24 protein-coding genes are annotated in these 25999 nt (G+C 61.9%); 15 read left to right on the plus strand and 9 right to left on the minus strand.

Annotated elements, in window-relative coordinates:
* Positions 1–140 precede the first annotated feature (140 nt).
* The 3 genes from LMH93_RS04770 to LMH93_RS04780 form a co-directional block, all read right to left on the minus strand.
* On the minus strand, positions 141–1733 hold the full coding sequence (locus tag LMH93_RS04770; RefSeq protein WP_054889102.1) for an ABC transporter substrate-binding protein: 1593 nt from the start codon (positions 1731–1733) through the stop codon (positions 141–143).
* Between the two features lie 147 nt (positions 1734–1880).
* A complete protein-coding gene (locus LMH93_RS04775; RefSeq protein ID WP_003255250.1) occupies positions 1881–3506 on the minus strand; it encodes an ABC transporter substrate-binding protein in 1626 nt (541 codons plus the stop codon).
* A gap of 380 nt (positions 3507–3886) precedes the next feature.
* Positions 3887–4603 carry an SIMPL domain-containing protein gene (locus tag LMH93_RS04780; protein WP_003255248.1) on the minus strand — a complete coding sequence of 239 codons (717 nt, stop codon included), beginning with the start codon at positions 4601–4603 and terminating at the stop codon, positions 3887–3889.
* A 202-nt stretch (positions 4604–4805) separates the two neighbouring features.
* Here LMH93_RS04780 and LMH93_RS04785 point away from each other — a divergent pair, with 202 nt between their 5' ends.
* The 7 genes from LMH93_RS04785 (at position 4806) to LMH93_RS04815 (ending at position 10518) form a co-directional block, all read left to right on the plus strand.
* Positions 4806–6062 carry an ATP-binding protein gene (locus LMH93_RS04785; protein ID WP_003255246.1) on the plus strand — a complete coding sequence of 419 codons (1257 nt, stop codon included), beginning with the start codon at positions 4806–4808 and terminating at the stop codon, positions 6060–6062.
* Entirely contained in the window at positions 6062–6622 is a 561-nt protein-coding gene (locus tag LMH93_RS04790; RefSeq protein ID WP_003255244.1) for a response regulator transcription factor, read from the plus strand. The genes LMH93_RS04785 and LMH93_RS04790 overlap by 1 nt, the downstream gene beginning before the upstream one ends.
* A 108-nt stretch (positions 6623–6730) precedes the next feature.
* On the plus strand, positions 6731–7810 hold the full coding sequence (locus LMH93_RS04795; RefSeq protein WP_003255243.1) for a serine hydrolase domain-containing protein: 1080 nt from the start codon (positions 6731–6733) through the stop codon (positions 7808–7810).
* Complete coding sequence (locus LMH93_RS04800; protein WP_003255242.1) at positions 7807–8103, plus strand: hypothetical protein; 297 nt, start codon at positions 7807–7809, stop codon at positions 8101–8103. Before LMH93_RS04795 ends, LMH93_RS04800 begins: the two co-directional genes overlap by 4 nt.
* Positions 8104–8147: 44 nt before the next feature.
* Complete coding sequence (locus tag LMH93_RS04805; RefSeq protein WP_003255241.1) at positions 8148–8729, plus strand: YceI family protein; 582 nt, start codon at positions 8148–8150, stop codon at positions 8727–8729.
* Between the two features lies 1 nt (position 8730).
* A complete protein-coding gene (locus tag LMH93_RS04810) occupies positions 8731–9888 on the plus strand; it encodes a phospholipase D-like domain-containing protein (RefSeq protein WP_003255240.1) in 1158 nt (385 codons plus the stop codon).
* 51 nt (positions 9889–9939) lie between these two features.
* Positions 9940–10518, plus strand: a complete 579-nt coding sequence (locus tag LMH93_RS04815; RefSeq protein ID WP_003255238.1) for a DJ-1/PfpI family protein — start codon at positions 9940–9942, stop codon at positions 10516–10518.
* Positions 10519–10548: 30 nt separating this feature from the next.
* Here LMH93_RS04815 and LMH93_RS04820 read toward each other — a convergent pair whose 3' ends face one another.
* On the minus strand, positions 10549–10947 hold the full coding sequence (locus LMH93_RS04820) for a nuclear transport factor 2 family protein (RefSeq protein WP_003255237.1): 399 nt from the start codon (positions 10945–10947) through the stop codon (positions 10549–10551).
* Positions 10948–11062: 115 nt separating this feature from the next.
* Here LMH93_RS04820 and LMH93_RS04825 point away from each other — a divergent pair, with 115 nt between their 5' ends.
* Positions 11063–11653, plus strand: coding sequence for a GNAT family N-acetyltransferase (locus tag LMH93_RS04825; protein ID WP_003255235.1), 591 nt, complete (start codon positions 11063–11065; stop codon positions 11651–11653).
* On the plus strand, positions 11650–12522 hold the full coding sequence (locus LMH93_RS04830) for a carbon-nitrogen hydrolase family protein (protein WP_003255234.1): 873 nt from the start codon (positions 11650–11652) through the stop codon (positions 12520–12522). The genes LMH93_RS04825 and LMH93_RS04830 overlap by 4 nt, the downstream gene beginning before the upstream one ends.
* Before the next feature lie 118 nt (positions 12523–12640).
* On the opposite strand, the gene LMH93_RS04835 is transcribed toward LMH93_RS04830, so the two are convergent.
* Together LMH93_RS04835 and LMH93_RS04840 are read right to left on the minus strand one after the other, a co-directional pair.
* Entirely contained in the window at positions 12641–14164 is a 1524-nt protein-coding gene (locus tag LMH93_RS04835) for a fumarate hydratase (RefSeq protein ID WP_003255232.1), read from the minus strand.
* 348 nt (positions 14165–14512) lie between these two features.
* Positions 14513–15625 carry a hypothetical protein gene (locus LMH93_RS04840; protein ID WP_230064874.1) on the minus strand — a complete coding sequence of 371 codons (1113 nt, stop codon included), beginning with the start codon at positions 15623–15625 and terminating at the stop codon, positions 14513–14515.
* Positions 15626–15937: 312 nt separating this feature from the next.
* On the opposite strand from LMH93_RS04840, the gene LMH93_RS04845 reads away from it, so the two are divergent.
* A complete protein-coding gene (locus tag LMH93_RS04845; protein WP_003255227.1) occupies positions 15938–16858 on the plus strand; it encodes an iron-sulfur-binding ferredoxin reductase in 921 nt (306 codons plus the stop codon).
* A 42-nt stretch (positions 16859–16900) separates the two neighbouring features.
* Here LMH93_RS04845 and LMH93_RS04850 read toward each other — a convergent pair whose 3' ends face one another.
* Positions 16901–17629 (minus strand): phosphatase PAP2 family protein, encoded by a 729-nt coding sequence (locus LMH93_RS04850; protein ID WP_019750537.1) that lies wholly within the window; start codon positions 17627–17629, stop codon positions 16901–16903.
* A gap of 183 nt (positions 17630–17812) precedes the next feature.
* Here LMH93_RS04850 and colR point away from each other — a divergent pair, with 183 nt between their 5' ends.
* From colR to LMH93_RS04875, 5 genes are all read left to right on the plus strand, one after another.
* Positions 17813–18496: a two-component system response regulator ColR gene (gene colR, locus LMH93_RS04855; protein WP_003255215.1), complete on the plus strand. Its 684-nt coding sequence runs from the start codon at positions 17813–17815 to the stop codon at positions 18494–18496.
* Positions 18486–19796: a sensor histidine kinase gene (locus LMH93_RS04860; RefSeq protein ID WP_108078513.1), complete on the plus strand. Its 1311-nt coding sequence runs from the start codon at positions 18486–18488 to the stop codon at positions 19794–19796. Before colR ends, LMH93_RS04860 begins: the two co-directional genes overlap by 11 nt.
* Positions 19797–19903: 107 nt before the next feature.
* Positions 19904–20584: a class I SAM-dependent methyltransferase gene (locus LMH93_RS04865; RefSeq protein WP_230064875.1), complete on the plus strand. Its 681-nt coding sequence runs from the start codon at positions 19904–19906 to the stop codon at positions 20582–20584.
* 6 nt (positions 20585–20590) lie between these two features.
* Positions 20591–21289 carry a lipopolysaccharide kinase InaA family protein gene (locus tag LMH93_RS04870; RefSeq protein WP_004574440.1) on the plus strand — a complete coding sequence of 233 codons (699 nt, stop codon included), beginning with the start codon at positions 20591–20593 and terminating at the stop codon, positions 21287–21289.
* Positions 21289–21522, plus strand: a complete 234-nt coding sequence (locus tag LMH93_RS04875; RefSeq protein ID WP_003255207.1) for a hypothetical protein — start codon at positions 21289–21291, stop codon at positions 21520–21522. The genes LMH93_RS04870 and LMH93_RS04875 overlap by 1 nt, the downstream gene beginning before the upstream one ends.
* A 108-nt stretch (positions 21523–21630) precedes the next feature.
* On the opposite strand, the gene LMH93_RS04880 is transcribed toward LMH93_RS04875, so the two are convergent.
* Both LMH93_RS04880 and LMH93_RS04885 read right to left on the minus strand, forming a co-directional pair.
* Complete coding sequence (locus LMH93_RS04880) at positions 21631–24675, minus strand: multidrug efflux RND transporter permease subunit (RefSeq protein ID WP_230064876.1); 3045 nt, start codon at positions 24673–24675, stop codon at positions 21631–21633.
* A gap of 12 nt (positions 24676–24687) precedes the next feature.
* Complete coding sequence (locus tag LMH93_RS04885) at positions 24688–25836, minus strand: efflux RND transporter periplasmic adaptor subunit (RefSeq protein ID WP_003255202.1); 1149 nt, start codon at positions 25834–25836, stop codon at positions 24688–24690.
* Positions 25837–25999 lie beyond the last annotated feature (163 nt).

The raw sequence follows: 25999 nt of genomic DNA on the forward strand, positions 1-25999 counted from the left end.
GGGCAGAATCGGGGCGTTGTGTTGGCCGTTCTGGCCTCGTCGCGGGCAAGCTCGCTCCCACAGGTAGGGCGCAGTGTCCGAACCTGTCGAGATCCTGTGGGAGCGGGCTTGCCCGCGAAGAGGCCGGTACTGGCTAACGCTTAATCAACACTCACACCGGAAAAATCATTGCGCCCAAACGGGCTGACCTTGAACTGGGAAACCTTGACGCTAAGCGGCTGGCTCACGGTGGAATGCGCCACCGGCGTAATCGGTACCTGCTGCTTTAGCCGCTGCTGGGCCTGCTGGTACAGGGCGGTGCGTTGCGTACGGTCGGTCACTTGCTTGGCCTGCTTGACCAGGCTGTCGTACTGCGGGTCGCACCACTGCGAGTAGTTGTTGCTGCCGATGGCATCGCAGCTGTAGAGGGTGCCCAGCCAGTTGTCCGGGTCGCCGTTGTCACCGGTCCAGCCGATCAGGGCGATGTCGTGCTCACCGTTTTTCATGCGCTTGAGGTATTCGCCCCATTCGTAGCTGACGATGCGCACCTTGAAACCGAGTTTGCTCCAGTCGGCCTGGAGCATTTCGGCCATCAGCTTGGCATTGGGGTTGTACGGGCGCTGCACCGGCATGGCCCACAGGGTGACCTCGGTGCCAGGTTTGACACCGGCCTGCTGGAGCAGCTGTCTGGCCTTTTCGGGCGCGTACGGGGCGTCCTTGATGCTGTCGTCATAGGACCACTGGGTTGGTGGCATGGCGTTGACCGCCCGTTGGCCGGCGTCCTGATACACCGCCTGGAGGATGGCTTTCTTGTTGACCGCCATGTCCATTGCCTGGCGCACTTCCAGGCGGTCGAATGGCGGGTGCTGGGTGTTGTAGGCGATGTAGCCGAGGTTGAAGCCTGGTTGCTGGAGCACCTGCAGCGTGCTGTCGGCCTTGAGCGCCGGCAGGTCGGCCGGGCGTGGGTGCAGGGTGACCTGGCATTCGTTGCGGCGCAGCTTCTGGATGCGCACCGACGGGTCGGTATTGATCGAGAACACCAGGTTGTCGATCTTCACCTCGTTCGCTGCCCAATAGTCCTTGTTGCCCTTGTAGCGGATCTGCGAATCCTTCTGGTAGCGCTGGAACACGAACGGCCCGGTACCGATAGGCTGCTGATTGATGTCGCTGGGGCGTCCACTGGCCAGTAGCTGTTCGGCGTATTCAGCGGAGAGGATGGAGGCGAAACTCATGGCCAGGTTCTGGACGAACGCGGCATCGACGGTGTTCAGGGTGAACACCACGGTCAATGGGTCGGTCTTCTCGACGCGGGCGATGTTCTTGTCCAGGCCCATGCCGTTGAAATAGGGAAACTCGGTAGGGTAGGCCTGACGGAACCGATGCCCCTTGTCGAGCATGCGGTTGAAGGTGAACAGCACATCGTCGGCGTTGAACGTGCGGCTCGGGCTGAAGGCCTTGTTGCTGTGGAACTTGACCCCTTCACGCAGGTGGAAGGTGTAGCGCAGGCCGTCGTCGGACACCTCCCAGTGCGTCGCCAGGGCCGGGTGCACGGCGGTGCCGCCACGTTCGAACTCGACCAGGCGGTTGTAGATGGGTTCGGCGGCGTCGTTGTCGGTGGCGCTGGTGTACTGGGCGGTGTCGAAGCCAGCTGGGCTGCCCTCGGAGCAGAACACCAGATTGTTGGCCAAAAGGGCCGGGGATTGGCTGATCAGGCCCAGGGCCAGCAGGGTCGAAAGGCGTTTGGCGTGGCGCATGGCAGTTCCTTTTTCATCTGTTTGCGCCGCCTCGGGGTGCGAATGGCGGCAACAGTTAGCCGACCCCGCAGCGGATAGCCGCAGGACGACATGAAAGGGTGGCAAGGAGGGAGGGGCACCCGCCGCTCAGCGGGTGCCACGGTCAGCCTATTTGTCCACGCTGACGCCGTAGAAGGCGTTCAGCGCGAATGGGCTGATCTTGAAGTCCTTCACCTTGGCGCTCATGGGCTGGTAGACGGTGGAGTGGGCGATCGGGGTGATCGGTACCTGCTCCTTGAGGATGTGCTGCGCCTTTTGGTACAGCTCGGTACGTTTGGCCTGGTCGGACGTGGCCTTGGCCTGCTTGATCAGGTCGTCGTAGGGCTTGTAGCACCACTTGGAGAAGTTGTTGCCGTCGATGGCATCGCAACCGTAGAGGGTACCCAGCCAGTTGTCCGGGTCACCATTGTCACCGCTCCAGCCAATCAGCATGGCACCCTGTTCGCCACCTTTGGAGCGCTTGATGTACTCGCCCCATTCATAACTGACGATCTTCGCCTTGATACCGATCTTGGCCCAGTCGGACTGGAGCATTTCAGCCATTAGTTTGGCATTGGGGTTGTACGGGCGTTGCACGGGCATGGCCCACAGGGTGATTTCGGTGCCTTCCTTGATGCCGGCTTCCTTGAGCAGTTGCTTGGCTTTCTCGGGGTCGAAGGCGGCGTCCTTGATGCTGTCGTCATAAGACCACTGTGTGGGCGGCATGGCGTTGACCGCCAGCTGGCCGGCGCCCTGGTACACCGACTCGATGATCTTTTTCTTGTCCACGGCCATGTCCAGCGCCTGTCGGACTTTCAGCTGGGCCATGGGGTTGGCCTCGTTGCTGCCCTTGATCTTGTCCATCACGTTGTAGGCGATATAGCCGAGGTTGAAACCGGCCTGCTGCGGCATTTGCAGGTTCTTGTCGGCTTTTAGCGGCTCGATGTCGGCCGGGCGTGGGAACAGGGTGACCTGGCACTCGTTCTTTTTAAGCTTCTGCATGCGCACCGAGGCGTCGGTGGTGATGGCAAAGATCAGGTTGTCGATCTTCACGTCCTCGGGCTTCCAGTAGTCCTTGTTGCCCTTGAAGCGGATCTGCGCGTCCTTCTGGTACTTGCTGAACACGAACGGGCCGGTGCCGATCGGCTTCTGGTTGATGTCGGCGGCCTTGCCATTCTTGAGCAACTGGTCGGCGTATTCGGCGGACTGGATCGAGGCAAAGCTCATGGCCAGGTTCTGGATGAACGCGGCGTCCACCTCGTTGAGGGTGAACTTAACCGTGTGCTCGTCAAGCTTCTCCACCTTGGCAATGTTCTTGTCCATGCCCATGTCGGTGAAGTATGGAAACTCGGTGGGGTACGCCTTGCGGAACGGGTTGTCCTTGTCGAGCATGCGGTTGAAGGTGAACAGCACGTCGTCGGCGTTGAACGGGCGACTGGGCTTGAAGTAGTCGGTGGTGTGGAACTTGACCCCTTCACGCAGGTGGAAGGTGTAGGTCTTGCCGTCGTCGGACACTTCCCATTTGGTCGCCAGGCCCGGGATGACCGCAGTGCCGCCGCGCTCGAACTGGGTCAGACGGTTGAACACGGTCTCTGCCGAGGCGTCGAAGTCGGTCCCGGTGGTGTACTGCCCCGGATCGAAGCCGGCTGGGCTGCCTTCGGAGCAGAACACCAGGTTGGATGCGGCAACGGCCGACGGTGCGCCGCTGAGCAAGCCTGCACCCAGCAGGAACGGAATGACTGCGTGTTTGAGCATGGTGGCCTCATTGTTGTCATTTTTTGGATGAGGTGGCCTCGTGAGCCGACCTGCGGATACTTATGCAGGGGGTGTTCCCAATGCAACAGGTACAAGGATAGTTGGCGTCAGAAAAGTGGTACGACCGTACATGGATGTCGCATCGGTATAACTTTTGGCGAAGTTAAACGTTTGCGTAGGCAAAATGATGGCGTTTTGCGCGATGTTTCTAGGCAAGGGTAAACGTAGGACGCACCTTGATGGTGCGTAAGAAAGGTCTGAAAATCGTGAAAATGGCGCGTTCACCTGTAGGAGCGGGTTTACCCGCGAACACGGGCGAAGCCCGTGCCATCCACCGCCGTGTCTTGCTCGCGGGCTCCCACAGATGATGCGTGGACGCCTTATGGCATCTGCACTTCGATCAGGCCATCGGCATTCATGCTCACTTCACTGGTGCCCGCCTCGATATCTGGCGCCGGTGCCGCTTCATCAGCCCCCATGGCCTTCATTGCCATCGGCGCGCTACGCAAGTACGGGCGCGGGTAGCCGCTGCTGTTGAGGTTCAGGCTCACCACTTTGTAGCCTTTGCCACCCAGCGCTTCAGTCGCCAGTTGCGCGCGTGCCTTGAAGGCATCGACCGCATCCTTGAGCAGAGCATCCTCGCTGGCCTTGCGCGTGGCCGGGGCGATGGAGAAGTCCATGCCAGCCATTTTCAGCTCTTGCAACAAATCGGCGGTAAGCTGGGACAAGGCCGGGAAGTTGGCGCTTTCAAGGCGCAGTTCGGCGCGTTCGCGCCAGCCGGTAATTTTCTGGCCCTTGCTGTCATACACCGGGTAGCTGTTGCGGCTGCCTTGGCTGATCTTCACGTCCTTGACCTGGCGTGACTGCTGCACGGCCTTGTTCATGGTTTCGGTAATCTGCTTGGCGAGCTTGCCCGGGTCGCTGTTCTGCGCTTCGCTGTACAGGGTCACGACCATCAGGTCGCGCGCCACTTCCTTGCTGACTTCGGCACGCAGCGATACCTGGTTGAAGCGCGGTTCATCGGCGGCCAGTGCCGGCAGGCTGGCGAGCAGGCCGCAAGACATGATCAGGGCAGCGCCGCGACGTGGGATTTGCATGTGGTACTCCTTGGCATTTAAAGGCGTGGGGGCTGGTCATCCATTCCACGCATGGCCCATAAGACCGGCAACAGTGTAGTGGGTTCAAAAGTGCCATCATGAACCTGTGACAAAGTGTGGCGCTTTGCCGCATCGCTGCAGCGAGGCGCCCGGCTTCGGTATACTCCAGCCGATTTTTCTGGAGCACTCATCAGGAGAGCTCATGCTCGCCGCCGTACAACCGTTGTCCGCTACCCGCCAGAACCTCTGGCGCCTGACCGTCATTCGGGTCCTGGTCCTGGCTGCCCAGGCCGGCTCGGTGGGCGTTGCCTACTGGACCGAACTGCTGCCGTTGCCCTGGCTGTCACTGGCCGGCACCTTGGCCTTGTCTTCGTTGCTGTGTGCCTTCACGGCCCTGCGCCTGCGGCTGTCGCTGCCCGTCACCGAAATGGAGTACGCCCTGCAGCTGGCCTGTGACCTGCTGATCCACAGTGCCTTGCTGTATTACTCCGGCGGCTCGACCAACCCGTTCGTGTCGTATTACCTGGTGCCGCTGGCGATTGCCGCGGTGACCTTGCCGTGGCTGTATTCGCTGATCCTGTCGGGCATTGCGCTGACGGCCTACAGCTTGCTGCTGGTGCAGTTCTACCCGCTCGAAGGGCTGCCGATGGCGCGGGACAAGATGCAGGTCTACGGCATGTGGCTGAGCATTGCCCTGGCGGCGGCTGTGATCACCTTCTTTGCCGCGCGCATGGCCGAAGAGCTGCGCCGCCAGGAGCAGCTGCGTTCAGAGCGGCGTGAAGAAAGCCTGCGCGACGAGCAACTGCTGGCTGTGGCTACCCAGGCCGCCGGTGCCGCCCATGAACTGGGTACGCCGCTGGCGACCATGAGCGTGCTGATCAACGAAATGCGCCAGGACCACACCGACCCGCTGTTGCAGGAGGACCTGCAGATCCTCCAGGACCAGGTAAAGCTGTGCAAAGAGACTTTGCAACAGCTGGTGCGCGCAGCCGAAGCCAACCGGCGCCTGGCCATCGTGGAGCAGGATGTGACTGCCTGGCTGGACGAGGCGCTCAACCGCTGGCACCTGATGCGCCCGGAAGCCAGCTACCGCTTCCAGCGCCTGCGCGACGGCAAGGTGCCGCGTCTGGCGCCGCCGCCAGACCTGACCCAGGCGTTACTGAATCTGTTGAACAATGCCGCCGATGCCTGCCCTGATGATCTGGAGGTTCGCCTGGACTGGGACGCCCAGGACATCGTCATCAGTATCCGCGACCATGGTCCTGGTGTACCGCCAGCCATTGCCGAAGCCATTGGCAAACCTTTTATTACCACCAAGGGCAAAGGCTTCGGCCTGGGCCTGTTCTTGAGCAAGGCCAGCGTGACCCGTGCGGGCGGCTCGGTGAAACTCTATAGTCATGAACAGGGTGGCACCCTGACCGAACTGCGCCTGCCCTATGGCAAGCGAGGAGATGAATGATGAGCGAAGAAAACCAGGTCGAAAGCGAAGAGCTGCCGCACCTGCTGCTGGTGGATGACGATGCCACCTTCACCCGGGTCATGGCCCGGGCCATGAGCCGTCGCGGTTTCCGTGTGAGCACTGCCAGTTCTGCCGAAGAAGGCTTGATTCTGGCCCAGCAGGACCTGCCGGACTACGCCACGCTGGACCTGAAGATGGATGGCGACTCCGGCTTGGTGCTGCTGCCCAAGCTGCTGGAACTGGACCCAGAAATGCGCGTGGTGATCCTGACCGGGTACTCGAGCATTGCCACCGCAGTGGAGGCGGTCAAGCGCGGTGCCTGCAACTACCTGTGCAAGCCGGCTGACGCTGATGATGTGTTGGCAGCACTGCTGTCGGAGCACACCGACCTGGATACCCTGGTGCCGGAAAACCCGATGTCGGTCGATCGCCTGCAGTGGGAACATATCCAGCGCGTGCTGAACGAGCATGAAGGTAATATCTCGGCCACCGCGCGGGCGTTGGGCATGCACCGACGGACGTTGCAGCGCAAGCTGCAGAAGCGGCCGGTTCGGCGCTGATTCTGTATTGATGATGTTGGCCTGTTCGCGGGGGCATCCGCTCCTGCGACTGTGAGCGCGGGCTTGCCCGCGAAGGGCTGCAAAGTAGCCCCCATCAAGGCGAGCACGATGAAGGTACTGTTGGTCATCCTTGCGCTGGTTGCAGGTAGCGCCAAGGCGGAGGACTGGCCTGACCCGCAGTGGCAGAACGACCCCGCCACCCTCGACTGGCAGGCCGTCGACGCTTACGCCTTTCCTGCACGCTCCCCCTCGGAGCGCAGCGGCATCCGCACGGACGCTCTGCTGATCATCCGCGACGGGCGTATCCTCCACGAGCGCTACACCGCGCCCACCCGTGCCGCCACCGCGCACCTGACCTGGTCGGTAAGCAAGAGCGTACTGGCCACGATAATGGGCGTGGCCCAGGGCGAAGGCCGCTTCCAGCTGCAAGACCCGGTCAGCCGCTTCTATCCACCCATGCGCGCCCACCCCGGCGTGCGCGTGGCCGACCTGCTGCACTGGGCCAGTGGCCTCGAGTGGCAGGAAGACTATGAATACGCGCCGCTGAAGTCCTCGGTGGTGGCCATGCTGTATACCCGTGGCCGCGCAGACATGGCTGCCTACGCGGCGGCGCAGGGTGTTGCCGCCAGCCCCGGTCAGCGATTCCTCTACTCCAGCGGCGACAGCAACCTGCTGGCCGCCGCGCTGCGCGGCATGCTCGATGCCGGGCAGTACCCCGACTACCCCTGGCACGCACTGTTCACCCCGTTGGGTATCGGCAGTGCGGCGTGGGAGCGTGACCGGGCAGGCACCTACGTAGGCTCTTCCTATCTCTACCTCAGTGCCCGTGATTTGGCCCGTATTGGCCTGCTGATGCAGCGCGACGGGCGCTGGCAGGGCCGACAATTGCTGCCCAAGGCCTGGGTCGCCTTCAACCGCACCCCGTTTGCCCAGGCCCAAGCGCTGCCTGGTGAGGCCGTCCCTGGTGGCCATTGGTGGCTCAACCAGTCGCTGGCTGGCGCCGAGCGGCCTTGGCCCAGTGCACCGGCAGACACCTTCGCCGCCCTTGGCCACTGGGGGCAGGCGTTATATGTGCTGCCTGAGCAAAAGCTGGTGATCGTGCGCTACGCCGATGACCGCGACGGCAGCTATCGACACGACGAATTGCTCAAGCGGGTGCTGGCGGTACTGGCCGGGGAGGGGGCATGAAGCGGTTAGTGCTGCTGGCGCTGGCAGGGCTCCTGTACTGGGCCTGGCAGGAACGGCAGGCGCTGGCGGACTTCCCCGGCATACTCTCGGCCTACTCGGCCAAGGAATACTGTTCCTGCCGCTTTGTCATGGGCTTCGACAAGGTGTACTGCCAAGGGTACGTGAAGCAGTGGCTGCCACTGAGCCTGCTGGAGGAAAACAGCCAGCAGCGGCGAGTCACCGCTGAAGGCCTGGGGCGGCGCAGCCAGGCGGCCTGGCAAGGCGCGCGTGAGGGCTGCCGCTTGCTGCCATGAATGCAGGCGGGTAAGGTTGGCGGCCTGGTTTCACGAGATCTGTCATGTTCAAGTTGCCCCGTCTGCTGCCTGCCTTATTGCTGGCTTTGTGCCTGCCCGCTCATGCCAATTGGCACCTGGATGGCGAATCCTCACGGCTGTCATTCATCACCGGCAAGAACGGCGACACCGCCGAAGTGCATCGCTTTCTGGTGTTGCATGGCACGGTCGATCGCAAGGGTATGGCCGGGTTGAGGATCGAGATGGACTCGGTGAGCAGTGGTATTCCGCTGCGTGACGAGCAAATGCGCGACAACCTGTTCGAGGTCGAGCGCTTCGCCGAGGCCACCGTGAAGGCGCAGATTGACCTGCAGCCGATCAATGACCTGGCCGACGGTGCACAGATCGAATTGCGCCTGCCGCTGACGGTCACCCTGCATGGCCAGTCGCACAGTTACAATGTTCTGTTGCTGGCTACCCGCCTGGATGCGCGGCGCTTCCAGGTGGTGACCCTTGAGCCTCTGGTGCTGCGCGCCGAAGATTTTGGCTTGCTGCCGGGGCTGGAAAGCCTGCGCAAGTTCGCCAGGTTGAAGTCCATCAACCCGTCGGTACCGGTTAGCGCGGTGCTGATCTTCACTGCGCGCTGACATGGCGGGGCCGGTCTTCCCCTGGCGTGATGGCAATCAGTTCGAACTGCTTATCGACGGCCCTGTGTTTTTTCCGCGCATGCTCCAGGCGATCATGCGTGCCGAGTTCCAGGTTGACCTGGAGCTGTACCTGGTCGAGGCCGGTGCCTGTGCCGATGCAGTGGTCGACGCGCTGGAGCAGGCTGCCCGGCGTGGCGTACGGGTGCGGTGCCTGTTTGATGACTACGGTTCATTGGCCTTCAACAGCGCGTTGCGTCAGCGCCTGCTGGACGCTGGCGTGTACTTGCGCTGGTATAACCGCCTGCGCTGGAAGCGTGGCCTGCGTAATCTCTACCGTGATCATCGCAAATTGCTGCTGGTTGACGAACGTTGGGCCGTGGTGGGGGGGACGGGCGTTACCGACGAGTTCTGGACGCCCGGTGAGGCGACCAGCGAATGGCACGAAGTGATGGTGCAGATGCAGGGGCCGGTGGTGAGCGACTGGCAGTTGCTGTTTGACCGTCAGTGGCAAGCCAACAACCGCCGCACCGCCTGGCGCCCTGCTGAAGGCTTTGGTCTGCCGCGTCTGCCCAAGGTGCCTGCGCAGGGGCAGGGCATGGGCCGGGTCGCTTATGCCGACGCCCGCCAGCACCAGGACATCCTTCACGCGCTGGTACGGGCGCTGAACAGCGGCAAGAAACGGGTGTGGCTGGCCACGCCGTACTTCTTGCCGACCTGGAGCGTGCGCCGTTCATTGCGTCGGGCCGCCAGCAAGGGGCTCGACGTGCGTCTGTTGTTGACCGGTCCGCGCACCGATCACCCCTCGGTACGCTACGCCGGGCATCGGTACTACCCGCGTCTGTTGCGTGCGGGCGTGCGGATTTTCGAGTACCAGCCGTGCTTCCTGCACCTGAAGATGGCTGTGGTAGACGACTGGGTCAGCGTCGGTTCGTGCAACTTCGACCACTGGAACTTGCGCTTCAACCTTGAAGCCAACATCGAAGCGCTGGACCCGCCGTTGACAGCGGCGGTGGTGGCCAGCTTCGAGCGCGACTTCGCCCAGAGCGAAGAAGTCGACCTCGCCCACTGGCATGCGCGCCCTTTGTGGCGCAGGGTGAAGCAACGGATCTGGGGCTGGCTTGATCGGTTGGTGGTCAACTTCCTCGACCGCCGTGACTGACAGCGGCTATCGTGCAGTGACTATTCACAGTTAACCGAAGGAGTGGGCGAGATGACGGCGAAGAAAATTCTCATGCTGGTGGGCGACTACGTCGAAGATTACGAAGCGATGGTGCCGTTCCAGGCCTTGAGCATGGTGGGCCACACGGTGCATGCGGTGTGCCCGGAAAAGCTGGCGGGGCAGACCGTGCGTACCGCGATTCATGACTTTGAGGGTGAACAGACCTACAGCGAAAAGCCAGGGCACAATTTTGCCCTGAATTATGATTTCGTGCGGGTGCGGCCCGAGAGTTATGACGCGCTGCTGATCCCAGGTGGCCGCGCGCCGGAGTACCTGCGCCTGAATGAAAAGGTGTTGGACCTGGTGCGGGCGTTCGACCAGGCCGGCAAGCCGATTGCGGCGGTGTGCCATGGGGCCCAGTTGCTGGCGGCGGCAGGGGTGCTGGAGGGGCGTGAGTGCAGCGCGTACCCGGCATGTGCGCCAGAAGTGCGCCTGGCGGGTGGCACGTTCATCGACATCGCGGTGGACCAGGCGCATGTGGATGGCAACCTGGTGACCGCACCGGCATGGCCCGCGCACCCGGCCTGGCTGGCGGCGTTCCTTCAAGTGCTGGGCACGCGCATTGTCTGACAGGCTTGATTGAATTGGCAGCGGGTTGCTTCAGGCAACCTGCTCAACCCAGTCATTGAGGTTGTAGTAGTTGGTCACCCGGGCAATCTTGCCACAGTGAATATAGAAGAACGCCCCCGCCGGCAGCACATAGGTTTGGCCGTTTGCTGTCGGCAACCCTTCGTCATCGGCCAGGTATTGGCCATGCACGGTGAACTCCGCCGCCGCGCGGCTGCCATCGGCGTTCTGCATCACCACGATGTCGGCCAGGCGCTCGCGGTAGCAGCGGTTCATCTTGTCCATGAACGCGGCGAACCTGGCCTTGCCCATCTGACGCTCGCCCTGGTTGATGTCGTGGATCACGTCTTCGCTGAGCAGCGCCAGAAAGCCCGGCATGTCACCCGCGTTGAAGGCGGCGTAGTAAGCATTTACCAGTTCGGTTGCGGTCATGGAACATTTCCTGTCGTGTAGGGAAAAGGCGGGTCGTTACCTCGGATGATAGGGTTTCCCCTCAAGCCCGGCTTAGCCGAGCGCGTCATCCACATCGACAAAACGACCGCCAAACATGGAAATACGCCTGTTGCACGGTGCCGCTATCGCGCCTTACATCGATGACCTCGCTCGCCTGCGCCTTACTGTGTTCCGCGAGTTCCCCTACCTGTACGACGGCACCCCGGAGTACGAGGCCGACTACCTGGCCAACTATGCCCGCTCCGGGCGCAGCCTGGTTGTGCTGGCGCTGGACGACGGCAAGGTGGTCGGCGCCTCTACCGGCCTGCCGTTGGTGGATGTCGCGCCCGAATTCCAGCAGCCATTCCTGGCCCAGGGGCGCGACCCGGCCAGTGTGTACTACTTCGGGGAGTCGCTGGTGTTGCCGGCATACCGCGGTCAGGGCCTGGGGGTTCGCTTCTTCATCGAGCGCGAGTCCTACGCACACAAACTGGCCGAGTTCGATTACTGCGCGTTCTGCGCGGTCGAGCGACCCGGTGCGCACCCGCGCCGGCCAGCCGAATACAAACCCCTGCACGGCTTCTGGCGCAACCGCGGCTTCCTGCACGACCCATCGCTGCGTACCACCTACGCCTGGCGCGACCTGGACGAGCAGGAAAGCTCCGACAAGCTGATGTCGTTCTGGCTCAAGGCACTGCCGATATGATCCGCCTGGCAGCCTGCCAGTACGCTATCGAGCTGCACGAAACCTGGGACGCCTACGCCGACCACCTGCAAGGCCTGTGCGCCGAAGCGGTGGAGGCGGGGGCACGCTTGCTGCTACTGCCGGAGTACGCCGGGCTGGTGCTGAGCGGCCAGCTGAGTGCCGGGCAGCGGGAAGACCTGAAGGCTTCGATTGCCGGCATCCAGCCGCTGATCGAACCCTGGAAAGCGTTGTGCGAGAGCCTTGCCCGACGCTGGGGGATCTACTTGCAACCGGGCAGTGTGCCGGTGCTGGACAACGATGGGCGCTACCGCAACCGTGCCTGGCTGTTCGGCCCCCAAGGTGTGCTGGGTTATCAGGACAAACTGATGATGACCCGCTTCGAGCGCGAGCAGTGGGACATCGCTGCAGGCCAGGGGCTGCAGGTGTTCGAAACCGAACTGGGGCGCTTGGGCATTCTGATCTGCTACGACAACGAGTTCCCGATGCTGGCCCGCCGCTTGGCCGAGTGTGGTGCCGACCTGATCCTGGCGCCGAGTTGTACCGATACCGAGGCCGGTTACCATCGGGTGCGTATTGGCGCCCAGGCGCGCGCCCTGGAGAACCAGATTGCCGTGTTGCAGAGCCCTACGGTGGGGGTGGCGCCCTGGTCGCCGGCATTGGACGAGAATATCGGCCGGGCAGGCTTGTTCGTACCGCCGGATCACGGGATGCCGGGGGATGGGGTGGTGGCGTTGAGTGAGCAGTTGAACCCGGACTGCAGCCAGTGGCTGGTGTGCGAGGTAGATCTGCAGGAAGTGCGGCGGGTGAGGCGGGAAGGGCAGGTGTTTACCTGGCGGGACTGGCCGGAGCAGTTCGAGAGAGTCCTGTGATGACAGTGCGGCCTCTTCGCGGGCAAGGCCGCCCCACAGGTAACGCGTAGCCTTCTGGCTTGCGCTGTACGTATGGGAGCGGGCCTGCCCGCGAAGCCGCCGCCGCAGTTACATCAGGTTACTTCACTTCGACGGCCAGGCTTTCGGCAATCTTGCTCTGCCACAGGGCAGGGCCAGTGATGTGTACCGACTCGCCGTTGCTGTCCACAGCGACGGTCACCGGCATGTCCTTGACCTCGAACTCGTAGATCGCTTCCATGCCCAGCTCGGCGAAGGCCAGTACCTTCGACTTGCGGATGGCCTGGGCGACCAGGTAGGCAGCGCCGCCAACAGCCATCAGGTACACGGCCTTGTTGTCCTTGATCGCCTCGATGGCGGTCGGGCCACGCTCGGACTTGCCGATCATGCCCAGCAGGCCAGTCTGCTCAAGGATCTGGCGGGTGAACTTGTCCATACGGGTAGCAGTGGTCGGGCCGGCTGGGCCTACCACTTCATCACCCACCGGGTCGACCGGGCCGACGTAGTAGATGAAGCGGCCTTTCAGGTCTACCGGCAGCTCTTCACCACGGTTGAGCATTTCAACCATGCGCTTGTGCGCGGCATCGCGGCCGGTCAGCATCTTGCCGTTGAGCAGGATGGTTTCGCCCGGCTTCCAGCTGGCCACTTCTTCCGGAGTAATGTCGTCGAGGTTGACGCGACGGGCGCTTGGGCCGGCTTCCCAGACGATTTCCGGGTAGGCGTCCAGCGACGGCGCTTCCAGTTCTGCCGGGCCGGTGCCATCAAGCACGAAGTGGGCGTGGCGGGTAGCGGCGCAGTTGGGGATCATGCACACCGGCAAGGACGCCGCGTGGGTCGGGTAATCCATGATCTTGACGTCGAGCACGGTGGTCAGGCCACCCAGGCCCTGGGCGCCGATGCCCAGCTGGTTGACCTTGTCGAACAGCTCCAGGCGGATTTCTTCCAGGCGGTTCTGTGGGCCACGGGCTTTCAGTTCGTGAATGTCGATGGACTCCATCAACACTTCCTTGGCCATGACCGCGGCCTTCTCGGCGGTACCGCCGATGCCGATGCCGAGCATGCCAGGCGGGCACCAGCCAGCACCCATGGTCGGCACGGTTTTCAGTACCCAGTCGACGATCGAGTCGGACGGGTTGAGCATGGCCATCTTCGACTTGTTTTCCGAGCCGCCGCCCTTGGCTGCGACATCGACTTCCACCTTGTCGCCGGGGACGATGGAGTAGTGGATCACTGCCGGGGTGTTGTCCTTGGTGTTCTTGCGGGCACCGGCCGGGTCGGCCAGGATCGAAGCGCGCAGGACGTTTTCAGGCAGGTTGTAGGCGCGACGCACACCTTCGTTGATCATGTCGTCGACGCTCATGGTGGCGCCGTCCCAGCGCACGTCCATGCCCACGCGGATGAACACGGTGACGATACCGGTGTCCTGGCAGATTGGACGATGGCCGGTGGCGCACATGCGCGAGTTGATCAGGATCTGGGCGATGGAATCGCGTGCAGCAGGCGATTCCTCACGCAGATAGGCCTCGTGCATGGCCTGGATGAAATCGACGGGGTGGTAGTACGAGATGAATTGCAGGGCGTCGGCGACGCTCTGAATCAGGTCGTCTTGCTTGATCACGGTCATGCAGCGCGCTCCTCTTAAAGACGGGAACATTCAAAAAGACGCTCGACATAGCCGACCAGCACGTCGAAGCGCCTTGCAAGGCGCCGGCAGGTCAGGCCGACGGAAAAAGGCGCGGCAGTATAGCGCGCATCCGTGCCCGGCACACCTGCGGCCGGTCTGGACCATGGTCGGTAACGGGCAGGCATGGTTTTTCTGCCAAGCGTGACGTCGCAGGCGACAGGTATCCAAGAGGCTGAGTGGTGATAGGGGGTGAGCCGACTGAAGAATATGGAGGGTACAGGCCGAGCTCGTGCACGGGTTAAGGTGAACTCGGCCTTTGATCACTACAACGTAGCAGAGGTGATGGGGTCAACTGTCCGTGTTGCAACGGAGTAAAAAGCCCAAGCGGGCACGACCGGACTCGAAATCGATTCCGCAGATGATGGTTTTGCCATTCACTTCGGCGCTGGAACTCCAGGCAACTTCGACGCTGTCACCCAATGCAATGCGTCCCCAGCCGCGGTTTTCACCAAATGCTGTGTCAGGAGTTCCGTCAAGGTTGAAGCGCCCGACGACGACATCAGCTTCTTCACCGCCTAACGTGGAACCGGTGGTGATAATTTTCTCCAAGGAACGGTTGACGTATCCGCTTGTCCACTGCCCGCCCTCACCACCAAAATCGGTGGCGCCACCGAAGCCGGGGATTTTCGAGCCGCTGCGCGTAAAGGCCGTCAGGTAGCCTTTTTGCAGGCCCTCCGAGGCGATGCAAACGATACTGCCTTCATCATTCAGCGTATCCAGATCATGGAAATACAAGCCGCTCGCGAGCTCCGATAGTAAATACCCATTCGCACAAAACTCTCCATCTTCCAACCCCGTGTCTTTCAAGCAGAGTATGTAGGGGCCACTGTCGCCATTGATTGTAGTGAAGCCGCAGACATAGATTTTTCTGCCTGTGATCAAGCAGACTCTCCCGGAGCTTTCGGAACATAGAGGAGGGGTCAGGAATTTATATCCAACCTTATTGAAGCTGGTGTCGTAATCTCCGTCGAAGTTGAACTTCATCAGCACGCTGAGTGACCAGGGGTACTGGTAGGTGACAAAAACTCCGTCTGCGCTGGATATGCTGGTGAGGGTCGGTGCCGCTGCCGGCTTCGTTGTCGGATTTGTTGAGGACTTCGGAGGTGCCGGGGGCAGTTCGATGACTTTGTGTCCATGGCTGCCGAATCGGGTGTCCAACTGCCCGTTCGCAGTGAAACGAGCCAGCGCCGGAAAATGCAAGTTGGTCGATGGGTCGTGGTAGAGGCCTGTGATGATGATGTGCTCGCCGTGCAGATGAATGCCTCCGGCTGTAGAGTTGAAGCCCTCTTTGAAGGTTCCGGTAGCCAAGCCGCCTTTGCCAAACGTAGTATCCAGTTTCCCGTTGTGGTCTATGCGCATGAGCGCATAACCCATCGCCTCGCCAATACGGGTCTCCCCCACGCACAGGCGCATTTATCATGTTTGACTGAGACTATTGAGGCGTTTATTGCCACCACGTCCGGGTCTGGATGAACAATGCCTTGTTCGCCGTAGCTAGGGTCTAATAGTTCTGACTTTATAGATGTGAATTTCATGATGGGTACCTCCACGCTTGAGGAGATCCCAGCGTGATGTGTTAACCATCAAGGTTAAACTGTCAAATTTGTCAGTTGACACTCAATTCGTTGATTGTAAAAAATAATTCTGCCGTCGCTGTGGTACATTCGCCATGAAACCCGCCGTCAGGTTCCTTGTTTTGGAGAAACTGTAATCATGCCCATAATCTATGTGGGCTTGCGCCGTTGGACTGTGCCCATTGGCAGCAACCTGCTCGATGCCCTCAACGAGGCGGGGCTTAATGTGCCTTACAGTTGCCGCGCCGGCAGTTGCCACGCCTGCCTGGTGCACTGCCTGGACGGGCAACCGGCAGACGCATTGCCCGAGGCATTGGCATTGGAGAAACACGCCCAGGGCTGGCGCCTGGCTTGCCAGTGCCGGGTGGTCGAGGACCTGCGTGTGGCGCTATACGACCCCTTGCTGGGTGGTGTACCGGCACAGGTCTGTGCGTTGGACTGGTTTGGCGATGTATTGCGCCTGCGGTTGCGCCCCGATCGGGTGGTGCGTTACCAGGCAGGGCAGCACGTGGTGCTGTGGCTAGGCGCGGTTGCTCGGCCTTATTCCTTGGCCAGCCTGCCGGGTGAGGATGATTTTCTCGAGTTTCATATCGATTGCCAGCGGCCTGGTGCCTTTTGCGACAAGGCGCGTGGTCTGCAGGTCGGCGATCAGATGCGTTTGGGGGAGTTCAGAGGCGGAGCCCTTCATTACGACCCTGATTGGCAGGAGCGGCCGCTGTGGTTGCTGGCTGCGGGAACCGGGCTGGCGCCGCTCTGGGGTATCTTGCGCGAAGCGTTGCGCCGCGGGCATCGGGGCGAAATCCGGGTGGTGCATGTGGCGCGGGATCCGGCTGGGCACTATCTGGCGGAGAAGCTGCTGAAGCTGCCCGGGGTGAGTGTCGAGCTGGTGCTGGTGGAGCATGTGGATGAAGCGTTGGCCGGGATGCGGCTGTTGTCGCGCCAGACGGTGGCGCTGCTGTGTGGGGCACCGGCGAGTGTCGAGCGGTTTGCCCGGCGGATGTTCATGGCAGGGGTACCGCGGGGGCAGGTGTTTGCTGATGTGTTCGTCGAGCATGCCTGAGGGTCGCCTTGAAGTGCGAAGGGCCGCAAAGCGGCCCCTCTTTCATGCGGCGCTGCGCTCGGCGACGGGTACCTCGGCCAGCCCCCGCCGATAGAGAACCAGGTAATACGACCCCAATCCGATCAACCAGCAGAACACTGCCGTCCACATATTGTGCGACAGGAAGTGCGCCCCCTGCATCATCCTGCCCACCGACAGTACCGACCCTGCTATCAAGGCCACTGCAAACGCCACCCGCGCCAGGCGCGGCTTGCGATCACGCAGCATGAAGAACAAGGCGAACAGGCAGAAACCGGTCGCTGCATGCCCGCCCGGCCAGCACAGGCCAGGCTTGTCGGTAGGCGGCCGTGGTTCCAGCAGCTTGCTGTAGGTTTCGGTGCCGCCAAACTGGGTCAGGCTCCAAGGGCACTGCACCTGGGTGACTTTTTTCAGCGGTGTGACAAACGCCGTGGACAAGCCCAGTGCCAGCGCCAGGCAGCCCAGTTCACGGCGCCAGCCAAACAGGCGCTTCCAGAAAAAGCTCGCGGCAAAGGTCAGCAGCGATATCACCCCCAACAGGATCACCACTTGCTTGACCCGGTCATGCAGGATGTTTTCCAGCAGGTAACTGTGGCGGCCAATGAACTGCCCGGCAGCGGGGTCGAAGAACAGGTTGGCGACATCCATGTCGACTGAAGTCAGCTCCAGCAGGATCAAGGCCAGCGCAGTCGCCAGGGGAATTCCCAGGTACAGCCAATAGTTGATCGGGCGAGGGGAGGTGCGTTGCTGCATGACGGCTCCAGGGCGCGAAAAAGATCGGGTATTGTCGGCCGCCCGCTATCCTGTGTCCGTGAAGGATCAGTGAAAAAACCGTCAAGTGCGGTGAATTTTCCCTAGGGCTGGCACCGTGCAGGCATAGGCCTTAAGCTGCGCCTGCCGCGCACCACAGCGAAGAGCGCCGCACAGGAGAAACCGATGCGCATTCTTTTGGTTGAAGACAACCGCGATATTCTGGCCAACCTGGCCGATTACCTGGGCATGAAAGGCTACACCGTCGACTGTGCCCAGGATGGCCTGTCCGGGCTGCATTTGGCCGCCACCGAACACTACGACCTGATCGTACTCGACATCATGCTGCCAGGCATCGATGGCTACACCCTGTGCAAGCGCTTGCGTGAAGATGCCCGCCGTGACACGCCGGTGATCATGCTCACTGCCCGTGACCAGCTGGACGACCGCCTGCAGGGCTTCCGCTCTGGGGCTGACGACTACCTGCTCAAGCCATTTGCCCTGTCGGAGCTGGCGGCGCGCATCGAAGCGGTGCTGCGCCGTGCCCAGGGCGGTGGGCGCCGCACCCTCCAGGTGGCTGACCTGAGCTACGACCTCGATACCCTTGAGGTAACCCGCCAGGGGCGCCTGCTGAAGCTTAACCCGGTCGGCCTCAAGCTGCTGGCGGTACTGATGCAGAAAAGCCCGCACGTACTGCGCCGCGAGGTGCTGGAAGAAGCCTTGTGGGGCGATGACTGCCCCGATAGCGACAGCCTGCGCAGCCATGTGCATCAGTTGCGCCAGGTGATCGACAAACCGTTTGAAAAACCGTTGCTGCATACCGTCCATGGCGTCGGCTATCGCCTCGCCGAGGGCCGCGATGGAGTTTAAGCAAAGCCTTGCCCAGCGCATCATCATCGCCTTTGCCCTGATGAGTGCGCTGGTGGCCGGGGCCTTCGCATTCGGTATCGTTGGCACGGTGCACCTGGTCGAAGAGCGACTGATTTCCTCGGTACTGGGCGGTGACCTGCAGCGCCTGCTGCGTATGGACAGCGTCAGTGACTGGAGTCATCGGCCTCGCCCAGACCAGCTGTTCTATTTCAGCGGCGGGCGTGACGACTTCGAGCTGCCCAAGGACCTGCGGCACCTCGACCGCGGTTTCCACGAAGTGTTCCGAGACCAGCTGTCCTACCACGCCATGGTTGAGATCGTCGATGGTCGCCGTTATGTACTGCTGCAGGACCAGAGCGACTTCGAGGAGCGCGAGCGCGTACTGTTTGCCGTGGTTGTGGTGGGCTTCGTGCTCAGCCTGGTGTTGGCGGTCATCCTTGGCTGGCTGGTTGCACGTCGGGTAATGGCACCGGTCATCCGCCTGGCGCGTCAGGTGCGCCACCGCGATCAACTACTGGGCCTGGCCCCGCCGCTGGCTCCGGATTATGCGGCGGACGAAGTCGGCCAGCTTGCGGTGGCTTTCGACGACACCCTGGGCCGCCTGCGTGATGCGCTGACCCGCGAGCGGCTGTTCACCAGCGACGTCAGCCACGAGCTGCGCACGCCGTTGATGGTGTTGGCGACCTCGTGTGAGCTTCTGATGGAAAACCCCGGCCTCGATGCCCGTGCGCGTAGCCAGGTGGAGCGCGTGGCGCGGGCCACCGAAGAAATGCGCGAGCTGGTCAAGACCTTCCTTATGTTGGCCCGCGCGCAGCGTGATGAGGGGGCAGTGGCGTCACGGGCGACCCTGCGCGAAGTGGCCGACGAGCTCATCGGGGTGTGGCGCGACACCATCGAACAGAAAGGCCTCACCCTGTATTTCGATGGCCGCGTGAGCGCTAGCTCTGTGCTGTACAACGCCACCTTCCTGCAGTCGGTGATGGGCAACCTGCTGCGCAATGCGGCGCACTACACCGACAGTGGGTATATCCGCCTGAGCCTGGAAGCCAACGGTTTCAGCGTAGAGGACAGCGGCGTGGGTATCCCCGAAGAGCAGCGTGAGGCCATGTTCAGGCCGTTCGTGCGCGGCGATGAACGGCGTGGCGAGGGCCTGGGGCTAGGGCTTTCGCTGGTGCAGCGGATCTGTGACGACCAGGGTTGGCGTGTCACCCTGACATCCACCTTGCCGCATGGCTGCCGCTTCCAGGTGGACCTGAGCAACACCGTGGCCAAAGGCGACCCGGACGCCCTGGCCGAGTAATGTCTTGTATCAGGTCAAATGGTGTTCAACGTTTTTTTCACATTGGCATGACCTGATTCCAACGCTTGCATACCTAATGTGGGCGCAATGGAGTCAGGAGATGTCCAATGCGTAGCCCCATCAAGCTTGAATTTTCCGAGAAGTACGACAAAGACCATGCGCGCGAGTACCTTCTCAAGCACCAGGACGGCCTGGCGCGACGCCTTTCCCACAAGCGAGATGAGCAGTTGGCGCGCCGCGCCCTGGCATTGGCGGGCGAGCCTGGTTTGGTACTGGACCTGCCATGCGGAGCGGGCCGTTTCTGGCCGCTGTTGGCGGAAAAGCCCAATCGGGTAATCATCGGTGCCGACAACTCCGAGGCCATGATCGAGACCGCCTGTGCGGCGCAACCGCCAGAAGTGGTGGCACGGGTACGGCCTTTGCAGACTTCGGCATTTGCCATCGACCTGCCAGATAACGCCGTGGACAGCATTTTCTGCATGCGCCTGTTCCATCACATTGGCGAGTCGGCGCACAGAAAGACCATTCTTTCGGAATTTCAACGGGTTAGCCGTGATAGCGTGATCCTGTCACTGTGGGTGGATGGCAACTTCAAGGCCTGGCGCCGGAAAAAGCTGGAGCAGCGCCGTAGCGCCAAGGCCGAACAGGATAATTACCAGAACCGTTTCGTGTTACCTGCCGAAACGGTTGAAGAAGAATTCAGGGCCGCCGGCTTCAGAATCCAGGAACGCCTGGACTTTTTGCCGTTCTATGCCATGTGGCGGGTCTATGTATTGCGTAAGGGGTAGTGTTTGATGGCTGTAGCCCATAAAGGGGAAGCGCAGTTCGATTTTTACTGGCGCCAGCAAGGCGAGTGGGTCGAGGAGCCTAACCAGCGCCGCGGCGGCGAGAGTGGCGTGCAACGCCTTAACGATGCCGATGGCAAGCTGTTGTATGCCAAACGCCAGGTCGGGCATATCTACCGCAGCCTGTTGCACCCTTTTGGTCGGCCGACCGTGTTGCGTGAACTCGATGCGCTGAACAGTTTCGAGCAGTTGGGCGTGCGTGTGCCGCGCATCGTCTTCTGTGGCGCACAGCGTGATGCCGAGCACCAGTGGCGCGCGCTGCTGGTCAGCGAAGCGCTGGACGGTTTTGTCGAACTCGACACCTGGCATGCCGAAGGTGCCCGCGAGCGTTACCCGCAGGTGGTGCATGAGCGCATGCTCAAGGACCTGGCGGACAACCTGGCGCGGATGCACCTGGGGCACTGGCAGCACGGCTGCCTGTATGGCAAGCACGTATTTATCAAGGTAATCGGCGAGGGCGAGCAGGCCCGCGTCGAAGTGGCGCTGCTGGATCTGGAAAAGTGCAGGCGGCGTATCAGCTGCCAGCGTGCGGCCGGCAATGACCTGCGTCAGCTACGCCGCCATTCGTCGCTCAATGACGCGGAATGGCAGACACTGCTCTACTTTTACAAGATGGCGTTTGGCAGCGCTGTCAAAGGGTTAGAGTAATGAAACTAGAAATTGCTCGAGCTTTGTTCCTGGTAGCTGGCCTGGCGGTGACCACCGTGGCGGTGGCTGCCTGGGAAGAGCCGAGGCCAACGGTGTTCAGCAAGGCTGAGATGGCAGACCAGTGCGCGTTGCCGCGGGATGCAAAACCGCAGCAGCAGGCCCAGAGCGAGCCGGACCAGGACCTTTTGCTGTTCCTGTTTGGCCTGCGTCAAGGGTTGCGGCCATTTGGATGAACCCTGCGTTAGCTGAAAAAGCCAGAGGCCTCGCGATTGCGGGGCCTTTGGCTTTTTGCGTCTGCGTTGCCGGCCTCTTCGCGGGCAAGCCCGCCCCCACAGGTCGGTTCAAGCGATTGCAGGTGCCTTGGCGCTCGCCTTGTGTGCCAGCAGGGTGTAGATGCACGGCAACACAAACAAGGTAAACAGCGTGCCAATCGACATCCCGGTGGCAATCACCATACCGATGTCAAACCGGCTTACTGCTCCCGCCCCGGTTGCCAGAATCAGCGGCACCATGCCGAACACCATCGCCGCGGTGGTCATCAGCACCGGCCGCAGGCGAATGGCCGCTGCTTCCTCGATCGCTTCGCGCACACTTAGGCCACGCTCATCGCGTAGCTGATTGGCGAACTCGACGATCAGGATTCCGTGCTTGCTGATAAGCCCGATCAATGTCACCAGCCCGACCTGGGTGTAGATGTTCATGCTCGACACACCCAGGAACAGCGGCAAAAGCGCGCCACAGATGGACAACGGCACGGTCACCAGAATCACCAACGGGTCGCGGAAGCTTTCGAACTGTGCAGCCAGCACGAGGAAAATGATCGCCAGCGCCAGGCCGAAGGTGACCCACAATGCGCTGCCTTCCTGCACATACTGGCGGGCCACGCCGGCGTAGTCGAAAGCAAAGCCCTCCGGGGCCTCTTCGCGAGCGATGTCCTGCACGGTCTTCAGTGCCTCGCCCAGGCTGACCATGGGGACGCCCTGGATGATCGCAGCGTTCAGTTGCTGGAACTGGTTGAGCTGGCGTGGGCGAGCGCGGTCGGTGAGGGTGATCAGGGTCGACAGCGGCAACAACTGGCCCTGCTCGTTCTTCACGTAGTAGTTGTTCAGCCAGCCGGGGTTGTCGCGGTAAGGCCGTTCAACCTGGGCGATCACCTTGTAACTGCGGCCTTCAAGGGTGAAGCGGTTGATTTCCGCCTCGCCCAGCAGGGTCGCCAGGGTGCCGCCGAGGGTGTCCATCGACACCCCCATCTGCGCCGCCTTTGCCCGGTCGATGTCCACCACCACTTCGGGCTTGTCGAAGGCAAGATCGATATCGAGGAAGGCGAACTTGCCCGATGCCTGAGCGCGCGTCTTGATGCGCTGGGCCACGTCCAGCAGTGCCGGGTAGTCGCCAGCGGTATTGATCACAAACTGGAATGGCAAGCCCTCGCCAGTGCCGGGCAACGACGGCAGGTTGAAGCCGAAGATCTGCAGCCCGCTGATTTCCATGAGTTTGGCCTGCACCAGCGGCAGTAGCTCCATCTGTGTGCGTTCGCGCTCGTTCCAGGGCTTGAGCAAAAAACCACCGATACCAGTCTGCACGCCGTTGAAGCCGTTGATCTGAAACGACGAGTAATACTCGGGGAAGGCCTTGAACAGCGGTGTGAACTGGTCGGTGTAGGCGTTGAGGTAGTCGAGGTTGGCCGGTTGAGGCGAACTGCTCATCATGAAAATCACCCCCTGGTCCTCGTTGGGCGCCAGTTCGTTCTGGGTGAATTTGAGCAGCACCGGGATCAGGCACAGGATGATCACGGCAAACACCAGCACCACCGGCCGGCTGTCGAGGGTGGCATGCAGCACGCGCTGGTAGCGCCCTTTCAGGCGTTCGAACAGCTGGTCGAGGCGGTGGGCCAGGCCGCTCGGGTTCTGCTCCCGGCGCAGCAGCAGGGCGCACATCATTGGTGACAGCGTCAGGGCAACGATACCGGAAATGACCACCGCCCCGGCCAGCGTCAGGGCAAACTCCTTGAACAGCGCGCCGGTGAGCCCGGTGAGGAAGCCGATCGGTGCATACACGGCAGCAAGGGTGATGGTCATGGACACCACTGGCATGGCAATTTCGCGCGCGCCTTCCAGGGCTGCGTCGAACGGCGACTTGCCTTCTTCCATGTGCCGGTGAATGTTTTCCACCACCACAATGGCATCGTCCACCACCAGGCCGATGGCCAGCACCATGGCGAGCAGGGTCAGCAGGTTGAGCGAGTAGCCCATCATCTGCATGAAGAACAGTACACCGATCATCGACAGCGGTATGGTCACCACCGGAATCAGTACCGAGCGCAGGGCGCCAAGGAACAGGAACACCACGACGATGACGATCAGCACCGCTTCGCCCAAGGTCTTGATCACTTCGTCGATCGAGGCCTGGATGAACCGCGTGGCGTCGTAGGCAATCGACACTTTCAATGCCGAGGGCAGCTGGCTTTCCAGCTCAGGCATGATGCGCCGCACTTCCTTGATGACATCCAGTGGGTTGGCGGCCGGGGTGGCCTTGATGCCGATATAGACCGACGGGGTACCGTCGAATGAGCTGACCGTGTCGTAGTTTTCTGCGCCCATCTCGACCCGCGCCACATCGCCCAGCAGCACGCGGCTGTCACCGCTGGTCTTGAGCGGCAGGGCGGCGAATGCCTCGGCCGACTTCAGCTCGGTGCTGGCGTTGACGCTGGTGACCACGTATTCGCCTTTCACCTCGCCAGCGGCGGAAAGGAAGTTGTAGCGGCGTACGGCATTGGTCACGTCGGTAGCCGAAAGGCCGAAGCCGGCCAGCTTCACCGGGTCCAGCCAAAGGCGCATGGCGAACACCTGGTTGCCGAGGATCTCCGCCTCGGCCATGCCCGGCAAAGTGGCCAGCTTGGGCTGGATCACACGTGACAGGTAGTCGGTGATCTGCGGGTTGCTCATTTCCTTGCTGTAGAAGCTGACGTACATCAGTGCCGAGGCGTCGGCAGCTTCCTTGCTCAGTACCGGGTCTTCTGAGTCCTGGGGAAGCTTGTTACGCACCTCATTGGCCTTGGCCAGCAGTTCGGTGAACAGCCGGTCGCTGTCGGCGCCAACGCGCGCGTAAATGGAAATGACCGAGAAGTTCTGCCGGCTCACCGAGGTCATGTAGTCAATGCCTTCGGCGCTGGCCAGGCTTTGCTGCAATGGCTGGGTGATATAGCCCTGAATGGTTTCGGCGTTGGCCCCGGGGTAGGCGGTAGTGACCGTGATCAGGGCGTTTTCCATTTGCGGGTACTGGCGGATCTGCAGCTTGTTCCAGGCTTGGAAGCCGAGCAGCAGAATCAGCAGGCTGACCACGCTGGCCAGCACCGGGCGGCGAATGAACGGGTCGGTGAACGCCATGCCAGCCTCCTGTCAGTCCTTGGCCGCTGCGCCCGGTTCGGGCTTGAGGGCGTTGTCCTGGCCAATGCGTATCGCGGCACCGGGTGTGAGTTTCAGCTGCCCGGCGGTGACTACCTGTTCCCCGGCCTGCAGGCCTTCGCTGACTACAACCACGCCGTCTCGGCGCTCGCCAGTCTTTACCGTGCGCTGTTCGGCGACCAGCTGGGGTTGGCCCTTGTCGTCGTACTCCGGCTTGCCGTCCTTGTCCTTTTTGGGTGAGGCGACATACACCGAGTTGCCATACAGGGTGTAGGTAATGGCGCTTTCCGGCACCACCACTTGTGGCTGCGGGTTGGGCAGCAGGATCAACAGGCTGGCGAACATGCCAGGCAGCAGTTTGCCGTCGGGGTTGGCCATGGTGGCGCGTACCAGCAGGTTGCGCGTGGTTTCCTCGACCTTGGGGTTGATGGCGCTGAGGCTGGCGGGGAAGCGCTGGCCGGGGTAGGCGGCCACTTGCACCAGCACCTGCTGGCCCAGGCTCAGGCGTGGCAGGGCCTGTTCCGGCACGTTGAAGTCTACGTACAGGCTGGACGTGTCTTGCAGGGTGGCGATCACAGCCCCGGCGGCCAGGTACTGGCCGATGTCCACCTGGCGGATGCCGATGGTGCCGCTGAAAGGTGCATTGATGCGTTTCTTGATCTTCTGCGCCTTAAGCTGCTCGACCACTGCCTGGTTGCGCCGGTACTGGGAGGAAAGGCGGTCGAACTCGCCGCGGGAGATGGCCGAATCGCCCACCAGCTGGCTGCCACGGCCGAAGTCGACCTTGGCCAGGCCCAGGTCGGCCAGGGCGGTACCGAGCAGGGCTGTTTCCTGATCGTCATTGAGCTGCAAGAGCAGTTGCCCGGCCTTGACCTGCTGGCCTGAGTCGAAGTGCAGGGATTTGACGATGCCTTCCACCTCCAGGCTCAGATCCACACCCTGCAGCGCCTTGAGGCTGCCGACAGCGGGCAGGCGCTCTTGCCACGGGCGCTGTTCAGCCATGGCAGCCGCCACGGTGATAGGGGGCTTGGGGGCAGTGAACATCTGGATCTGCTGGTAGATCGAGAAGGCTTTGTAACCCCCCAGGGCCAGCACGATCAGCAGAACCACGGCCAACATGATGAGCATGCGGCGGCGCAGCATAGGTCCGGTTCCTTGGATGCAGTTGTTATTCGCTTCTACACGACAACGGGCGATCCTGCCCACGTGTGGATGGGGGAAGTATTGACTGTTTTTCCGGAGATGGGGGGGGGAAATGCCTGTGCCGGCCTTTTCGCGGCTAAAGCCGCTCCTACAGGGACTGTGT

It is taken from the genome of Pseudomonas sp. CIP-10, assembly GCF_020911845.1.
GTDB classification, from domain to species: Bacteria; Pseudomonadota; Gammaproteobacteria; order Pseudomonadales; family Pseudomonadaceae; genus Aquipseudomonas; species Aquipseudomonas alloputida.

Excerpts from the sequence above, each read along its gene's own strand:
- LMH93_RS04830 (WP_003255234.1), top strand. The coding sequence starts at position 11,650 with ATGATCCGCCTGGCAGCCTGCCAGTACGCTATCGAGCTGCACGAAACC.
- LMH93_RS04875 (WP_003255207.1), top strand. The coding sequence starts at position 21,289 with ATGAAACTAGAAATTGCTCGAGCTTTGTTCCTGGTAGCTGGCCTGGCG.
- LMH93_RS04880 (WP_230064876.1), bottom strand. The coding sequence starts at position 24,675 with ATGGCGTTCACCGACCCGTTCATTCGCCGCCCGGTGCTGGCCAGCGTG.
- LMH93_RS04865 (WP_230064875.1), top strand. The coding sequence starts at position 19,904 with ATGCGTAGCCCCATCAAGCTTGAATTTTCCGAGAAGTACGACAAAGAC.
- LMH93_RS04860 (WP_108078513.1), top strand. The coding sequence starts at position 18,486 with ATGGAGTTTAAGCAAAGCCTTGCCCAGCGCATCATCATCGCCTTTGCC.
- LMH93_RS04795 (WP_003255243.1), top strand. The coding sequence starts at position 6,731 with ATGAAGGTACTGTTGGTCATCCTTGCGCTGGTTGCAGGTAGCGCCAAG.
- LMH93_RS04870 (WP_004574440.1), top strand. The coding sequence starts at position 20,591 with ATGGCTGTAGCCCATAAAGGGGAAGCGCAGTTCGATTTTTACTGGCGC.
- colR (WP_003255215.1), top strand. The coding sequence starts at position 17,813 with ATGCGCATTCTTTTGGTTGAAGACAACCGCGATATTCTGGCCAACCTG.
- LMH93_RS04775 (WP_003255250.1), bottom strand. The coding sequence starts at position 3,506 with ATGCTCAAACACGCAGTCATTCCGTTCCTGCTGGGTGCAGGCTTGCTC.
- LMH93_RS04825 (WP_003255235.1), top strand. The coding sequence starts at position 11,063 with ATGGAAATACGCCTGTTGCACGGTGCCGCTATCGCGCCTTACATCGAT.
- LMH93_RS04785 (WP_003255246.1), top strand. The coding sequence starts at position 4,806 with ATGCTCGCCGCCGTACAACCGTTGTCCGCTACCCGCCAGAACCTCTGG.
- LMH93_RS04800 (WP_003255242.1), top strand. The coding sequence starts at position 7,807 with ATGAAGCGGTTAGTGCTGCTGGCGCTGGCAGGGCTCCTGTACTGGGCC.
- LMH93_RS04790 (WP_003255244.1), top strand. The coding sequence starts at position 6,062 with ATGAGCGAAGAAAACCAGGTCGAAAGCGAAGAGCTGCCGCACCTGCTG.
- LMH93_RS04780 (WP_003255248.1), bottom strand. The coding sequence starts at position 4,603 with ATGCAAATCCCACGTCGCGGCGCTGCCCTGATCATGTCTTGCGGCCTG.
- LMH93_RS04815 (WP_003255238.1), top strand. The coding sequence starts at position 9,940 with ATGACGGCGAAGAAAATTCTCATGCTGGTGGGCGACTACGTCGAAGAT.
- LMH93_RS04835 (WP_003255232.1), bottom strand. The coding sequence starts at position 14,164 with ATGACCGTGATCAAGCAAGACGACCTGATTCAGAGCGTCGCCGACGCC.
- LMH93_RS04805 (WP_003255241.1), top strand. The coding sequence starts at position 8,148 with ATGTTCAAGTTGCCCCGTCTGCTGCCTGCCTTATTGCTGGCTTTGTGC.
- LMH93_RS04850 (WP_019750537.1), bottom strand. The coding sequence starts at position 17,629 with ATGCAGCAACGCACCTCCCCTCGCCCGATCAACTATTGGCTGTACCTG.
- LMH93_RS04845 (WP_003255227.1), top strand. The coding sequence starts at position 15,938 with ATGCCCATAATCTATGTGGGCTTGCGCCGTTGGACTGTGCCCATTGGC.
- LMH93_RS04770 (WP_054889102.1), bottom strand. The coding sequence starts at position 1,733 with ATGCGCCACGCCAAACGCCTTTCGACCCTGCTGGCCCTGGGCCTGATC.
- LMH93_RS04820 (WP_003255237.1), bottom strand. The coding sequence starts at position 10,947 with ATGACCGCAACCGAACTGGTAAATGCTTACTACGCCGCCTTCAACGCG.
- LMH93_RS04885 (WP_003255202.1), bottom strand. The coding sequence starts at position 25,836 with ATGCTGCGCCGCCGCATGCTCATCATGTTGGCCGTGGTTCTGCTGATC.
- LMH93_RS04810 (WP_003255240.1), top strand. The coding sequence starts at position 8,731 with ATGGCGGGGCCGGTCTTCCCCTGGCGTGATGGCAATCAGTTCGAACTG.